This window comes from Yoonia sp. D2-7 (assembly GCF_055809435.1).
On sequence record NZ_JBVVTX010000004.1, the window covers coordinates 11,915 to 27,423 of the forward strand.

Genomic DNA, 15,509 nt, shown 5'->3' on the forward strand with positions numbered 1-15,509 from the left:
GGGAAACCATCAATGAAACGATCAGTCAGTATGTTTTGGTTCACGGCGCCAGCACTGTTGGTGATCGTTTGCTTTTTCATCTACCCTATCGCGTTGACAGTTCAGATGAGCTTTACCGACTTTAAAGGCGTCGGTGCGTCGGAATTCATCGGTTTGGACAATTACGAAAGGTTCCTAAATCGGTCACGTTATTTGAACGCGGTCTGGACCACGTTAAAATTCACTTTCATCGTTGTTGCTGCGCAAACGCTGTTGGGTCTTATGTTTGCGGCGTTGCTGCACCGCATGCCCGCAATTCGTAATTTCTGCCGTGCTGTTTTGTTTACGCCTGCGATGATGTCATTCGTGATCGTTGGGTATGTCTGGCAGTTCATCTATTCCCCGTATTCTGGCGGGTTGAACGCTCTGTTGACTGCCGTTGGCCTTGAAGGCCTGACGCGCGGTTGGTTGGGTGATCCCAGTACCGCATTGTATGCGATCGCCTTTACCCATGTCTGGATGTTTGTTGGCTACACAACTGCGATTTTCCTCGTCGGTTTCGCGAGTATTCCGCAAGACATTGACGAAGCAGGCCGGTTAGACGGTGCATCGTCCTGGCAACGCTTCCGCCATTTGGAGCTGCCGTTGTTGGCATCCAGTTTCACGATCAACATCATCTTGTCCACTGTCGGCACGCTCAAGACGTTCGAGTTGCCATTCATTATGACGCGCGGTGGTCCTGATCGCGCGACGAATACGCTGAGCCTGGAAATCGTGAATAACCTGTTCGGATCCTACAAATTCGGCTTTGCGTCCTCTTTGTCGATCATCATGTTGTTTATCGTGGTTGCGGTGGCGATGATCCAAAATGCCTATCTTCGGCGTCAGGAGCAAAACGCATGACCTTTCGCCGTTTGTATTCTTGGATCGCCCAATCCGCTGTGGTGGTCGCCGTTGTCGGGATGCTTTTGCCAGTGATCTACATGATCGCGATGTCATTTCGGACCGCGACGGAAATTATCGAAAAGCCGCTTGGCCTTCCCGAAACGCTATATCTGGGCAATTACGCCAATGTTCTGTCGAGCATGCCTTATCTGCGGTCCGTCGCGAATTCGATCAGCATCACGCTTGCGGTCACTGTTCTGGTTGCTTTTCTGGGGTCTATGGCGGCCTATCCGCTGGCGCGACGCACGAACGGTTTCACACGTTTGATATTGTTGCTGGTCGCGCTCGGCTTGGCGACGCCGCCATTTGTGACGATCACACCGATCTACGTTATTTTCCGCAATATTGGGCTGCTCGACAGTTATGTTGGTATCGTTCTGGCGTTCACCGCGCTGAATCTACCGCTGTCCGTGTTTTTCTATACCAGCTTCATCGGTGCCATCCCGAAAGAGTTGGAAGAGGCCGCGCGCCTAGATAATTGCAATGATTGGCAAATCTACTGGTACATCATTCGCCCCTTGCTTGGGCCTGCAACGGCGACGCTGTCATTGTTTGTCATGCTTATGGTGTGGAACGACTTTACCTACCCGCTGCTTTTGCTGACATCGCCTGAAAAATTTACCGTCATGATTAGTGTTTATCGGTTCTTGGGCAACCTGAATGTCCAGCCCGAGCAGCTGTTTCCAGCCGCAGTTCTTGGGTCGCTGCCGTTGCTTGTTCTCTTCGTCATTTTCCAACGCCGGATTGTGGCCGGTGTAACGGCGGGGGCTGTGAAATGATTGATCTGACGGGGAAATCTATTGTCGTGACCGGCGGTGGATCGGGAATTGGTCTTGGTATTTTGCGGCAATGCGTAGCGGCAGGTGCAAATGTCACTGTCTTTGACGTAAATCCTGATGCCAAAGAAACGGTTGAAGCCGCTGGTGGTCAATTTGTTCTTGTTGACGTCAGTGATGCCGATGCATTGGCGCGTGCAGCAGATGATCTGCTGCGCTGCGACGGATTGGTGAACAACGCGGGCATTACGGTTCAAAAACCGCTGGCGCAGCTTGATCTGGACGAAATGGACCAGCTCTGGACGATCAATCAGCGATCGCTGTTGGTGCTGACGAAACTGCTGACGTCAAAACTGGCGTCATCCGGTAACGGGGCCATCGTGAATATCGCATCGAACCATGCCAAGGCTAGCGCGCAAGACTACGAAGCATATGCAGGCACCAAGGGCGCAATCGTCGCAATGACCCGCGCGCTCGCATGGAGCCTCGGACCCAAGAACATCCGCGTAAATGCATTGGCGCCCGGACTGACAATGACCGAAGCGGTGACCGCGATTGCGGCAAGCCAGGACGGCCTGATGGATACTTTCAATTCATGGCACGCAACGGCACGGGTGAATTCGGTGGATGAGATCGGCAAAGTCGCTGCTTTCCTTTTGTCGGATGCATCGTCGGCCATCAACGGATCCGAAATAGTGGCGGATCAAGGCATGTCAGCCAGATTGGGTGGACTGTCATGATTTTTATTAAGCTGTTTCGACCAACAGGAGTACACCGAGTATGACCCTTTCAAGTGCCGCGCCGAACCCTGCAACGATATCGCGGCTTACGTCGCGCCCGCGCATCACGGCGATCATCCCCTATGCCGTTTGGGTGGGAGGACGAAACCAACTGATCGTAAAAGTCGAAACGGATTGCGGTATCTTCGGCTGGGGGGAAAGCGGTCTTTCGGGGCGTGAAAAAGCGGTCATTGGAGCGCTTGAACACTTTGCCGAGATTTTGAAAGGCGAGGACGCATTCGATATCGGTGCGCTTTGGCAGCGGTTGTACCGCAGTCAATACTTTGAAGGCGGGCGGGTTTTGCAAGCTGCTATTTCCGCGATCGACATCGCTTTGCATGACATAAAAGGTAAAGCGCTGGATGTCCCTGTTTATCAGCTTTTGGGTGGGCAGCATCGCAACCAAGTTCCAACATTTGCCAGCACCGCATCCACACAGTTCGATACTACAATGGAACAGGCCAAGTCGCTGGCGTCTCAGGGTTGGGATTGTATTCGCGTCTTTCCGGACCTGAGCGATTTTCAAGTGTTTGATCCGCGGGCGCACATCGGTCGGACTGCCGCCATGTGTCGTGAGGTGCGACAAGAACTGGGCGAGGGGATGGCGATTGGTATTGACTGGCATCACCGTTTGTCCGTTGCCGAGGCTGCGTCGTTTTGCCAGCGCATGCCGTCTGGCACGCTTGATTTCATCGAAGAACCTATTCGGGATGAAACCCCAGAAGCCTACGAAGCCTTGCGTCGCATGACTGACATTCCGTTCGCAATCGGCGAAGAATTTTCCAGTAAATGGGATTTTCGCCCCTACATCGAACGCGACATCCACCAGTTCAATCGGGTCGATGTCTGTAATGTCGGCGGCTTGACCGAAGCAGTAAAGGTCGCTGCGATGAGCGAGGCGCATTATGTCGACTTGATGCCGCACAATCCGCTTGGTCCAATTTGCACAGCGGCTAGCGTTCATCTTGCGGTTGCGGTTCCCAACTTTGCGTGGCTCGAGGTGCGGGTCGGATCCGATGGTGTTTACGTCGTCGATGATGCCCGCGATTTGTTCCCTACACAGCACGAACGCAACGGCATCCACTTTGATCTTCCTCAGGCCGCTGGATTGGGGGTCGATGTAAATGAAGACCACGCCAAAGAACTGTCGTTCAAGTTTTGGAACGCGCCCATGCTGCGCCGCCCTGATGGTTCGTTAACGAATTGGTAATCTTCTGATTCTGGTTGTACCAAAGTGCCAAAAAATGAAGCGATACACTCGGATTTTAGGGAGTCCTGAAGGCGCTTTCTGAACAATTGCATCGTTGCACACTGGTGCGACTACAGGTTGAATGAAGCGATCCAATGAACGGGTATCGCGTCTGTTTTTCGTTCATTATCAATGTATAAAGCCTAGCGGGTTCTCCTCTATCTTCTGGGTTGGGGCACCCCGGTTGGGATAGAAATTCGCTGGTGATGCTGAGCGAGTCTCAATAATTTCAGCCCTACGTCTAGAAAGAACTTGCTTAATGCGATCCGATGGGATCATTTGTTTGGACGGACCAAACTGACCATGGGAGAGGCAGATTGGATATATTCCGGAAGAATTTTGGAGGATAATCGGATGAAAAAACTATTTGGCGCATTTGCAACGATTACAGTTGTTGCGGCGACTCAAGCGGCCGCTGAGGACATCACCATCGGCCTTTCAGTTGACCAGCTGTTTGAAAGTCGTGTCGCAGTGAATAACGGCATTCATGCCGGTGCAGCGGATCGCGGATTTGAAGTTGTTGAAGTGGTTGCGGACGGCGACGCGCAACAGCAAAACGCACAAATTCAATCTTTGATTGCGCAGGGCGTTGACGCAATTCTTGTTTGTGCCGTTGATCAGAACACGATTGAACGCGCCTTGATTGCCGCGAAACGTGCTGGCATTCCTGTTGTGGCCTATGACCGTGACCTGCCCGATAGCGCTGTTGTTCAGTCCTTTGTTGGACCTGACTCTTTGGTCGATGGGCGTCTTGCGGGGGAATACACCGCCGAGGCGCTGGCGAGCTATGAAGGCCAGATCAACATCGTCGAACTGATTGGCGCGTTGAATGATCAGAATGGTATCGACCGTTCGCTTGGCTTCCGTGAAGGCATCGCAAGTCTTGAAAACGTCAACATTATCGAAGTTCCAACAGATTGGGCATCGGATCGTGCATTGTCAGGAACGCAGAACGCGTTTCAAGCAACGCCAGACATCGCGGCGGTTTTCGCGGCGACTGACACCCATATTCCGGCAGTAGAGACAGTTCTGACTGATCTGGACCGCTTGGTGCCATCGGGTGAAGATGGTCACGTGATCATCACCGGCGTGAACGGGTCGCGCGACGGATATGACGCGGTAATGTCTGGTACAGCTGACGCATTTGTTGTGATGGGCACTGACGCGACGGGTCGCACAGCGGTCGATCTTGTTGCACGCATTCTTGATGGCGAAACGGTAGATCGCACGAACTACGTGGGTGGTAACCTTTACACTGCTGCCGATGCGGAAGCGAATGCAGCGAAGATCTGGGGCGCCCCGAAGTAATCGCACAGACGAACTGATGACGCGCCGCATCCGTGCGGCGCGTCATCGCTGTTCATTGGAAGACCGTACGCATGAAACCCGTGATTTCCCTAATCAGAACCTACCCTGCGGTAGTGATCGTCTGCGCGCTGGCGGTAGGATTTTCTCTGCTGTCACCGTATTTCGCATCGGCAGGAAACATTGAAGCGATGCTTGGCGCAAATGCTGTCGTCTTGATCGCAGCTGTTGGCATGACGGTTGTGTTTCTGGCGGGCGGTATTGATCTGTCGATTTCGACAGTGATCAGCGCCAGCGCTGTCATGGCCGGACTGGTGATGGGTGCCACGGGAAGCGTTGCGCTAGGCGCCGTCACAGGCGTCGCAGCCGGTTTGGTGTTCGGTGCCCTGAATGGCATTTTGATCGGGTATTTTCAGCTAACCCCGTTCATTACGACGATGGCCACGCAATTGATTGCGCGCGGCATCGCGTTTGTCTTGAGCGCAGGGATCGCTGTCAAAGGCACACCTTATTGGATGTTAGACTTTGGATTTATGGTCTGGTTCGGGATTCCCGCTTTGACTGTTGTCGCGCTGATCGTTGTAGCAGTGGCGCTTGTCGCGATGGCCCGCACCACATGGGGCCGTCATGTGATGCTTGTCGGATCCAACGCAGAAGCCGCACGCTTTAGCGGCATCAACGTGTCTTTCGTGACGTTCAGCGTTTATCTGTTTTCGGGCGCGATGGGCGGGATCGCAGGTTTTATTTCAATCGCAAATCTCGGCAACGCCATTCCAGGCGTCGGGGACACCTTGCTGCTGATTATCATTGGGGCAGTTGTGCTTGGCGGCACTGGCATGGCGGGCGGGGAAGGATCCGTTGGCCGCACGGTCTTGGGGGTTGCGATCCTTGCCATCCTGACAAACGGGCTGAACCTGATTGGTATCCCGTTTTACGATCAATTGATGATCCAAGGTGTTTTGATTTTTGTCGGCACATGGATGGCGATGCGATTTGGTAAGCGGAGCGAGACATGACAACGTCCACCAATCCTGTCGTTTCGGTTCGTGACCTCAGCAAAGCCTTTGCTGGCAAAACTGTGGTGTCTAGTGTTTCGTTCGACCTTGTCCCCGGTGAAGCGCTGGCGCTTGTGGGCGAAAACGGTGCGGGAAAATCGACAACCAAGAATATGCTATGCGGTCTACTGACGCCGACAAGCGGCGAGATATTAGTCGATGGGCAATCTGTCCCGAAGGTCATTGGCGCAGATCACGGCATTTCAGCGGTCCATCAGGAATTATCGTTGTTTGGGTCCCTGACCGTTGCAGAGAATATCAGCATCGCGGATCTACCCGGGCAGTCCGGCCGCATTGACTGGAACGCGACCCAAGACACAGCCCGCAAACAGATCGAGTTTCTCGGCATCGAAATTGACCCGCATGCGCTGGTTGAAACGCTTGGTGCGGGGAAACAACAGGTCGTCGAGATTGCGAAGGCTTTGCTGCATGCCAATAAGGTTCTCATTCTCGATGAACCAACGACGTCGCTGACTGCAATCGAACGTGAAAAGCTATTTGCGATCATTGATAAGCTGAAGGAAGGCGGTCTTTCTATCGTCTTCATTTCCCATTTCATGGAAGAGATCTACCGCGTCTGTGACAGCTTCGTCGTTTTGCGTGACGGGCAACAGGTGGGGCAGGGGCGTCTGGCGGATGTGAACCAACGATCGCTTGAGGAAATGATGGTTGGGCGCACGATGGCTGATGCGCGAGTTGTTCTGACAGAGCCGTCGCAAGTTCCTGCTTTAGAGGTTATCGGGCTGTCCTCTGCCGATTTCTGTGACATCAATTTGTCAGTGAACGCAGGCGAAATATTAGGGATTGCGGGCTTGATGGGTGCTGGACGAACGGAAGTCGCAGAAGCGATTTTTGGTTTGCGCCCCGCGTCGGGTGACGTGCGGATCAACGATGCCAGCGTACCGCGTCGTGTGAAGGATATGATGGCGCAGGGCCTTTGCTACGTGACCGAAGACAGGCGAACCAACGGGCTGTTTCTGAACCGGCCAGTGCGTGAAAACTTGTCCGCCGCGTCGATCACCAAATTTGTCCAGCGCGTCATAGGCGGCTTTGGATTTGCTGGCGAAAATACGAAGGCGCGAAGCATTGTCAAAGATATGAACATCGCCATCCCGCACATCGAAAACAACGTCAGCGACTTGTCAGGGGGTAACCAGCAAAAGGTTATGCTGGGGCGGTGGTTGGCGACAACGCCGGACATTCTGATTTTTGACGAACCGACCAAAGGCGTGGATATCGGCGCAAAATTCGACATCCATGAAGCTATTGTTGAATTGGCCAAATCAGGCAAAGCCGTGATTATTGTCTCGTCTGATCTGCCTGAATTGCTGCATGTAACGCACCGATTGGTGGTTATGCGCAAGGGCCGTATTGTTGGCGAATTCCAACGCGACGATTACGATTCAGTCAAAATCATTTCGCTTGCCGCCAGTTCAACAGAAGGGACCAGTGATGCAGCTTGATGGTTTGCGCGACGTGGTTTCGCGTCAAAAATGGATCGCAATCGCGGTGGCGACAATTGTGCTTGGTGGCATTCTGTCTGCCGTGTCGCCTGTCTTTCTGACGCTCTCGAATTTCCAAGCCATTCTTGTCCAGGCAAGCGTGACGTCGATCATGGCAATTGGCATGACCTTTATCATCCTGACGGCGGGGATCGATATTTCTGTGGGTGCAATCCTATTTGTCACATCGGCCCTTTTTGCACAGCTGATGATGAGCACCGAAAGCTACCTTTTTGCATTTGTCGTGACGATAATTTGCGCCACCTCACTGGGCGCCTTGAACGGGCTTCTTGTTATCAGGTTCGCGGTTTCGCCACTGATCACAACCCTTGCCACCTATTCGATTTACCGCGGTGCGGCGATCCATTTGACCGGGGCACAGAACATTCCGGTTCCGCGCGAAATGGGATTTTTGGGGAACGGGCGGCTGTGGGGAATTCCTGTTCCGATTTTGATCCTCATCGTCGTTTTGATCTTGGGGGTCTACGTTTTGGCCCATACACGGCTTGGGGTTTATGCGCGCGCGATTGGTAATTCCGAACGGTCAGCGAAGGAAACCAATCTGCCTGTGGGGCGGGTGACCATCGCCATCTATGCCTTCAGCGGGTTTGTCACCGGCATTGCGGGATTGGTCCTGCTCGCCCGCGTTGGCGGCTTGCAATCGGGCATCGGGATCGGGATCGAATTTACCGTGATTGCCGCTGTGATCCTTGGCGGGACGAAACTGACCGGCGGGTCCGGCACGGTAGTTGGATCAGTGATCGGAGCGATCTTTCTGGTCCTGATCGACAACGGCTTGAACCTGATGAATGCGTCGCCTTACATCTACGACATCGTGCGCGGGTCCGTTTTGCTGGCTGCGGTGGCAATTGATCGGTATTCGGCGGTGCGCCAACGCGCGGCGCTGGAAAACCGACGCGCAAAGTTGATTGCTGGCTGACCTAATCGCCGAGATCGAATTCTTCTCGGATCGACGCGTTGTGCTCGTTCAGCGTAGGGCCCGTGCGGTTCAGGTCTGGGCGCACGCCGTCCATGCGAAAAGGCGCTTTCACAAACTGGGCAGACTTGGCGTCTTGGGTATCGATCGCCTGTAGCATGTCAAGCGCCTGAAACGATCCGCTGGTAAACATGTCGTCCCATGTCAGGACTTTTGCGCACCATATATCGTGGCCACCAAGATGCGTCTCAAGCCATGCTGCATCTTGGGTCCGTAGGCGACCAGCGATGAGGTTATGGATCTTTTTGCGATGCGTGAAACTCGCATTCGGGGCCGTGTCGATAGCCGCGATTTCGGGCAGTTCTAGTGCATCTGCAAGAATGTCCAACCGCGTCATAGCGAGCGCAAGATGCCCGTCTTGCGTTTCAAATACGCCGTACGGCGCACCAAGGTACCGATGGGCGGACCCGTGATCCAGCCGTTGCGGCAGGTCGCCACCATTGTTCAAGTAAGTGGTTAGCAGTTCGAACTGCATATCCGTCAGCGATTCCAATAAGCTGGTTTCGACATGCGCACCTTGGCCGGTCCGTGCCTGACGCAACAGCGCACCTAGAATCGCAGTCGTCAAATTCGCGCCTGTACTGATATCGGCAAGCGGTAGGCCAATAGGAACGGGACCTGCGGTCGCATTTCCGCTTAGCCACATGATACCGGACCGTGCCTGCGCAAGAAGGTCTTGACCCGGTTTATCGGCCCAATCGCCGTCCGCCCCGTACCCCGTGACTGAACCAAAGACGACCTTTGGATTGACCTTACGAACAGTGTCGTATCCCAGACCTAACCGTTCAATCACATTGGGTCTGAAATTCTGAATAACAACGTCAGCCTTTGCCACTAGTTTCAGCGCATTTGCTAAACCGGACGGCGATTTCAGATCAAGCGTCACGCTTTCTTTGCCACGGTTGATCGCGTGAAACAGGGTCGAATCCGTTCCAATGCGCGTTTCCGACAAGTAATGCCGCCGACATAAATCACCACCGTCGGGATTTTCGACTTTGATCACGCGCGCGCCCATATCTTGCAGGCGAAGTGACGCGTAAGGGCCAGCCAGAAACTGGCTAAAGTCTATGACAAGCAGTCCTTCTAGTGGCCACTGCATTTTTCAGGGCCGCGACATTTGCAGGCTGTCAAGAACCGTGGCTGTGTCAGCGCCCAATTCCGGCGCAGCAGCAGAATTCTGGAGCGCCACACCATCCAGCCGGATCGGACAGCGCGTCGTGCGGGCCTCCGTGCCGTGTGTGGTGCGCATCGTCTGGACCGGATCGAGGGCCGCAAATCCATCTGATTTAACAAAGGTTGGCCAATCATAAACCGGCGCACACCAAACGCCTGCAGGTTCCAGAATGTCTAGCCAATGTTGAACCGGTTTGGTGACAAGGATTTTCGCGACGATCGCTTTGATTTCATCAAGCTTCGAAAATGCCTCTGCCTGCGAGAAAGCACCGATTTCTGCGGACCCAAGTAGGTCTGCGACTTTTTCAAGCGGTGTCATCGCGAAGGCAAACCAGCCGTCAGACGCTTGATAAACCCCGTAGGGCGCAGGTTGATACGGGTTCGCGTTGCCTGTTTCATGTCGGCGCGGCTGCTGTTCATTGTCATTCAAAAAGCAGGTGAATTGTTCAAATGTAAGATCAATCGCCGATGATATCAGGTCAACCTCAACCAACCCGCCATGACCAGTTACGCCGCGCCGGACAAGGCTCGCGAGGATGCCTTGCACCAAATTGCCAGCTGTCGCGACATCCAGCATCGCGAACCCCGTTGGGGTCGGCCCATCATCGGCGTTGCCATTCAGCAGAGAAATGCCTGACAGGGACTGAACCAACAAATCTTGTCCTGGCTTGTCACGCCAAGGGCCGTTGGTGCCATAGCCCGATACGGCCCCATAGACGAGACGCGGGTTCAGTTCCCGTACCGCGTCATAACCCAACCCAATCCGGTCCATCACGCCCGGGCGGAAATTGTGGATCATCACATCAGCCGTCGCAATAAGCGCGCGCACCTTTTCGAGATCGGCAGGTTGTTTCAGATCAGCAGCTACACTTTTCTTGCCGCGATTAAATGTATGAAAAACGAGGCTATCGCCATCAAGGCGTTGATCATTCACCACCATCGAACGACACAAATCACCGCCCTGTGGTCGTTCGATCTTAATCACCTCGGCCCCAAGATCGGACAGACGCATGGCCGCGACGGGCCCTGCCAGAAATTGTGCGAAGTCCAGAACGCGAAGTCCGTTCAGTGGCAATGAAGAGCTGTTTTCAGGCATGATAATGGCTTTTCTAATCCTAGTTAGGGCAAGAATTTGGTGTTTTCGGCAATCTGGTATCCAAGGCGGCGGGACAGATCATTGGCTGCGGATCGCAATGCGTCCAACGTTTCAGCAGCAGTCGCAATCGGGTCATTTTGCGCGATAAAACCTGTGGTAATCGCGGCCGCAATGCCGCGGACATCAAACACTGGCACGCAAAGATTGCGCACGCCGTGGATCATCGTGCTTGCCGTATCTTCGAAGCCGTTGTCGCGAATAAGAGCGAGCCGTTTGACCGCCTCGGGTTGCTGTGTATCGGGGAGCTGGCAGATATACCGATCTTGCGTTTGTTGTGATGAAAACGCGAGGATCACATGGCCCGAACTCGTTCGTTCGACGGGGAATAACGCACCTGTGCGCACAGCATATCCAGCCGGTCGCGGGCTAGGTGCAGAGGTTAAAACCATCACATTGTCGCGGTTCAACACGCCTAGATGGCACGATTGTTCCGTGCGTGCCGCGATCCGTTCGAGGATCGGAACCGCCTGTGATATCAACCGATCCGTCGGGTCGTGACGGTGGGACAGTTCGAACAGTTTCAACGTCATCGCGTATTTACCGGTCTCGGCGTTTTGCGACAAAAATTCCCGTTCGGTCAGATAGACAACGATGCGGTAGATTTCGCCCATAGTTCGGCCAAGTGCAGCGACCATTTCGTTCATTGTCAGACCGTCTTCGACATCGGCAAGCAATTCGATGATATCAAACGCCTTTGCGACGGCAGGTACCGCTGATTTCCCAGCCTTGCTGTCGTCATTTGTTCCGGTCTTTTTTGGCATTTGGCTGGCTATCCTATGTGCGCGTCGCGATTAGCGATCTTTGTCTTTCGCGACCTTTGCAAAACACAGTGACATCAGTTCGTTTTCGTACTTCAAGCCCTGCGCGACGGTCACGTCCAGAGCGGACCGTACAGCAGCTTTGACAGCTTGGGTAGCAACGGAACTATGTGCTGCAATTGACTGTGCAATGTTCCTTGCGCGTGCCAGTTCGTCGCCATCATCGACAAGATATTCGACCATACCGATGCGGTGGGCCTCGGTGGCATCAAACCGTTCTCCGGATAAAAGCAGACGCATAGCTTGGCCGTATCCGCACAAACGGGTCAAATGTTGCGCGGCACCACCTGCGCCATTCCATCCAAGCGCAACCTCTGGTGCGGAAAAGATGGCGCTTTTTGCAACGACACGTAAATCGCAAGCAAGCGCTATTTCTAGTCCGCCGCCTAGCGACCAGCCTTTGACGGCAGCAATAGCGGGTTTGCGCAGCGACAAGATCGGTGGAATGTAATCTTCGCGATTTCGCCACGCCCAGAAATCCGCATAGCGATCAAGCGCTTTGATATCCGAACCAGCGCAAAAGGCCCGATCACCTGCGCCGCGTATGATGACAACGTGAATACTATCGGTCTTATTCACGTGTTCGCAGCAGCTGGCGATGTCGCGATACATGTCGGGCGTGAGCGCGTTGTGCTTGTTCGGGCGGTCAATGATCATTTCTGCGATCGCGCCGGTTTGTTCAATTCTCACGCTGCCATCCCGAGGGTTTTCTTGCGTTTCAGATGATGCGTCTGACGTCGTCACGAATGTCTCCTTCGCCGTAATGCCGGCGGATTTTTGCGGGCCTTACCTGATCTAGCACGTCATTTTCAAAAATGAAAATAACTTTTATACTTGCAAAGAGAATAATCTGCTGGCCATATTGCCCTATCAACTGGGGGGCTGAGAATTGGCTGCAGCATTAAAGGGCATGACGTGGGACCATCCCCGTGGATACGACTGCGTTGTTGCGGCGTCTAAATCTTACGAGGCAGAAACCGGCACTAAGGTCGAATGGGACAAGCGTTCACTACAGGCGTTCGCCGATGCGCCAATTCTGGATTTGGCCGAAAATTACGACTTTATTGTGCTAGACCATCCGCATGTCGGGCAGATTGCGGAAACCGGTGCCTTGCTACCGCTTCCATATCAACCCGACCGTGAAACATCGCTTGGCGGATCCGAGGAAAGCTACCTTTGGAACGACAGATGCTGGGCTTATGCGCTCGACGCGGCGTGTCAGATGGCCGTTCATCGTCCGGATTTGGGCTCACCATTGCCGACCCATTGGGATGCATTCACTGCGCCGGATGCCAGTCGCTACAACGCGTTAACGCCATTACTGCCGGTGGACGCATTTGATATGTTCATGACGATTGTTGCGGGTCGTGGTGAAGACGATCTGCCGCGATCGCCAGACGCCTTTGTTACCGACCAAAACGGACATTACGCGCTTCACATTTTGCGGGCGCTGTATGATCTTGGCCCTGACGAACAGGTCGATATGAACCCGATCCGGGTGCTCGAAACACTGTCGACCACCAGCGAATTTGCCTGTTCGCCCTGCCTGTTCGGCTACGTGAATTACGCGCGCGCAGGGTTTCGCGATCATCGGTTGCATTATTTTGACCTACCGCTCTGCGAAGGTTTTGACGTCCCGCGTGCCATCCTTGGCGGCGCAGGGATCGGGGTTTCGACCAAGACACAGACACCGGCCGCTGCGATTGCGTTCGCGCAATGGATCACGTCCGAACCTGTGCAATCGGGCATCTACCTTGCCAACAACGGACAGCCAGCGAACCGATGCACGTGGCGTGCGCAGGCGAAGAACCTAGATGTCGCGCCATTTTTCGATAAGGGGTTTCACACGATCGACAACGCCTGGACGCGTCCGCGCGACGTTTGGTTCCTTGGCTTCGTCGACGATGTCTGTGCGATCATGCCCGACTTTTTCCGCAAACAAATTCCGGTCGAGACATTCTTCGACACGCTGAACACATTGTACCGCCATCACCGAAAGGGAGCATTCTGAATGCCAGTCGCCGTCATCACAGGAGGCAACAAAGGCCTTGGACTGAGCCAAAGCCAGCGTTTTGTCGACGCTGGTTACGAGGTCTTCGTCGTTGCTCGTAGCCGCGCCGATATTGACCAATTGGGACCGCATGCGCATTTCGTTGAATGTGATATCGCAGCAGATCGCGGTGCCGCATATTTGGCCGAAATCCATGCCAAGGCGGGGCCGATCAGTGCGCTGGTCAATAACGCAGGCGTGCATCTGAAGAAACCTGTTTGGGATGTGTCTGCCGATGAATTAGATGTTGTTCTAGACGTCAATGTGCGCGCCATGTTTGCAAGTTGTAGCCAATATGTGGCCCTTCACCGTGAAACTGGCGGCGCGATTGTGAATATCGCGTCGATGGGGGGCATCATGGCGCTGCCGTCCGCCGCCGCATACGTCACCGCAAAGACTGCAGTCGTTGGGTTGACCCGTTCTGTAGCCGTCGACGCCGCGCAATTTGGCATTCGTTGCAACGCGGTCAGCCCGGGCTTCATTGATACCGATATGACGCGTGCCATTTTGGCGAAAGACCCCGCACGTCGCGATAAAATCGAAGGTCGCATTCCGGGTGGCCAATTTGGCACGCCCCAAGATGTGGCGAACACGGTGTTCTATCTGGCCTCGGATCAAGCGGCTTATGTCAACGGTGCCAATCTGCCTGTCGACGGCGGTTATGCGGTGGGGTTCTAATCATGGCAATCGAAACCAAACTGTGCGCTGCGCGCGACATTCAAATCGCAGATCAATCACCTCAAACATCGGTCTCCGAGGGACATGTGCGGCTGCGTCTTGCCGTGGCAAGCCTGTGTGGCACCGATCTGCACTACTATTCACAGTTCTCGAACGCTGGGTTTGTGCTGCAAAATCCTGTTACATTAGGTCACGAGGCTTGCGCCTATGTGGCCGATCCGAACGGAAGTGAATTCGAGCTCGGCCAGTTGGTTGCCCTGAACCCGATTATGAATTGCCAGACGTGCGTGGCCTGCTTGCGCGGCGAGGAAAACCTTTGCACCGCTAAGAAATTCCCGGGCTCTGCCACAACTGTTCCACATCTGGATGGCTTTTTTCGCGAAGTTATCGATCATCCGGCGCGGTGTTGTCGGCCTGTCGCGAAACATGTTGATCCTCGCCATTTGACCTTCGCGGAACCGATGGCCTGCGCTCTACATGCCTTGAATAAGGGTGGCGTTTCAAAAGGACAAAAGGTTCTCGTAACCGGCTGCGGACCTATGGGGCTTTTGGCAATTGCGGGCGCTGCTGCACGCGGGGCGCAGGTGACGGCAATCGACCTGCGTGCGGGGGCTGTTGATGTTGCTCGCAAGGCTGGCGCTGATGAGGGGCTCGTGATTGGCGAGTTTGAAGAGGCCACGCTGGACCGCCAATTCGACGTTGTGGTTGAGGCCAGCGGTGCAATTCCCGCATTCAACACAGCCCTGATGGCGGTACGCCAGAAGGGTCGCGTTTCGATCTTGAGCAACATTCAGTTGCGCGAAGCCAAGGTAAATCTGAACCAGATTATGCTCAAGGAAATCGAAGTTTTCGGCTCCTTCCAATTCAACAGCGAATTTGAAGAGGCCGTGCAGTTGATCGAAGCAGGTCGCATCAATTTTGACGTGCTGACAGCGCAGGCTTTTCCACTGGCCCAGACGGGTGACGCCCTACAGCTGATGGCGAGCGGGGACGCGTTTGGAAAGATCATTGTTTTGGGGACGGACGTTTAGCACAGGCGAATTTTGA

General features: G+C 54.2%; 15 protein-coding genes. 11 read left to right on the top strand and 4 right to left on the bottom strand.

What is annotated here, in order from left to right; genetic code table 11:
* Positions 1–12: 12 nt before the first annotated feature.
* The 8 genes from AC0L7R_RS18470 to AC0L7R_RS18505 all read left to right on the top strand — a co-directional run bounded on the left by AC0L7R_RS18470 (position 13) and on the right by AC0L7R_RS18505 (position 8,530).
* Positions 13–882: an ABC transporter permease subunit gene (locus tag AC0L7R_RS18470; protein WP_473660736.1), complete on the top strand. Its 870-nt coding sequence runs from the start codon at positions 13–15 to the stop codon at positions 880–882.
* On the top strand, positions 879–1,703 hold the full coding sequence (locus AC0L7R_RS18475; protein ID WP_348109362.1) for a carbohydrate ABC transporter permease: 825 nt from the start codon (positions 879–881) through the stop codon (positions 1,701–1,703). Before AC0L7R_RS18470 ends, AC0L7R_RS18475 begins: the two co-directional genes overlap by 4 nt.
* Complete coding sequence (locus AC0L7R_RS18480) at positions 1,700–2,440, top strand: SDR family oxidoreductase (protein WP_473660738.1); 741 nt, start codon at positions 1,700–1,702, stop codon at positions 2,438–2,440. Before AC0L7R_RS18475 ends, AC0L7R_RS18480 begins: the two co-directional genes overlap by 4 nt.
* Positions 2,441–2,480: 40 nt before the next feature.
* Positions 2,481–3,689, top strand: coding sequence for an enolase C-terminal domain-like protein (locus AC0L7R_RS18485; RefSeq protein WP_473660741.1), 1,209 nt, complete (start codon positions 2,481–2,483; stop codon positions 3,687–3,689).
* 393 nt (positions 3,690–4,082) lie between these two features.
* Positions 4,083–5,036, top strand: a complete 954-nt coding sequence (locus AC0L7R_RS18490) for a substrate-binding domain-containing protein (RefSeq protein WP_473660742.1) — start codon at positions 4,083–4,085, stop codon at positions 5,034–5,036.
* Positions 5,037–5,107: 71 nt separating this feature from the next.
* Complete coding sequence (locus AC0L7R_RS18495; protein ID WP_473660744.1) at positions 5,108–6,049, top strand: ABC transporter permease subunit; 942 nt, start codon at positions 5,108–5,110, stop codon at positions 6,047–6,049.
* A complete protein-coding gene (locus AC0L7R_RS18500) occupies positions 6,046–7,551 on the top strand; it encodes an ATP-binding cassette domain-containing protein (RefSeq protein WP_473660745.1) in 1,506 nt (501 codons plus the stop codon). Before AC0L7R_RS18495 ends, AC0L7R_RS18500 begins: the two co-directional genes overlap by 4 nt.
* Complete coding sequence (locus AC0L7R_RS18505; RefSeq protein WP_247129611.1) at positions 7,541–8,530, top strand: ABC transporter permease; 990 nt, start codon at positions 7,541–7,543, stop codon at positions 8,528–8,530. Before AC0L7R_RS18500 ends, AC0L7R_RS18505 begins: the two co-directional genes overlap by 11 nt.
* Before the next feature lies 1 nt (position 8,531).
* Here AC0L7R_RS18505 and AC0L7R_RS18510 read toward each other — a convergent pair whose 3' ends face one another.
* The 4 genes from AC0L7R_RS18510 to AC0L7R_RS18525 are packed head-to-tail and all read right to left on the bottom strand — an operon-like array spanning position 8,532 to position 12,478.
* Positions 8,532–9,686: a CoA transferase gene (locus tag AC0L7R_RS18510; RefSeq protein WP_473660747.1), complete on the bottom strand. Its 1,155-nt coding sequence runs from the start codon at positions 9,684–9,686 to the stop codon at positions 8,532–8,534.
* Between the two features lie 3 nt (positions 9,687–9,689).
* Complete coding sequence (locus AC0L7R_RS18515; protein ID WP_473660749.1) at positions 9,690–10,856, bottom strand: CoA transferase; 1,167 nt, start codon at positions 10,854–10,856, stop codon at positions 9,690–9,692.
* Positions 10,857–10,879: 23 nt separating this feature from the next.
* Entirely contained in the window at positions 10,880–11,677 is a 798-nt protein-coding gene (locus tag AC0L7R_RS18520) for an IclR family transcriptional regulator domain-containing protein (RefSeq protein ID WP_473660750.1), read from the bottom strand.
* A gap of 30 nt (positions 11,678–11,707) precedes the next feature.
* The gene (locus tag AC0L7R_RS18525; RefSeq protein WP_473660752.1) at positions 11,708–12,478 is read right to left on the bottom strand and encodes an enoyl-CoA hydratase-related protein; all 771 of its coding nucleotides are present in this window, start codon (positions 12,476–12,478) and stop codon (positions 11,708–11,710) included.
* 145 nt (positions 12,479–12,623) lie between these two features.
* On the opposite strand from AC0L7R_RS18525, the gene AC0L7R_RS18530 reads away from it, so the two are divergent.
* Genes AC0L7R_RS18530 through AC0L7R_RS18540 form a run of 3 tightly spaced genes read left to right on the top strand, consistent with a single transcriptional unit; the run spans position 12,624 to position 15,493 of the window.
* Positions 12,624–13,745: a hypothetical protein gene (locus AC0L7R_RS18530; protein WP_473660754.1), complete on the top strand. Its 1,122-nt coding sequence runs from the start codon at positions 12,624–12,626 to the stop codon at positions 13,743–13,745.
* On the top strand, positions 13,746–14,462 hold the full coding sequence (locus AC0L7R_RS18535; protein WP_473660756.1) for an SDR family oxidoreductase: 717 nt from the start codon (positions 13,746–13,748) through the stop codon (positions 14,460–14,462).
* 2 nt (positions 14,463–14,464) lie between these two features.
* A complete protein-coding gene (locus AC0L7R_RS18540) occupies positions 14,465–15,493 on the top strand; it encodes a zinc-binding dehydrogenase (protein WP_473660757.1) in 1,029 nt (342 codons plus the stop codon).
* Positions 15,494–15,509: the final 16 nt, after the last annotated feature.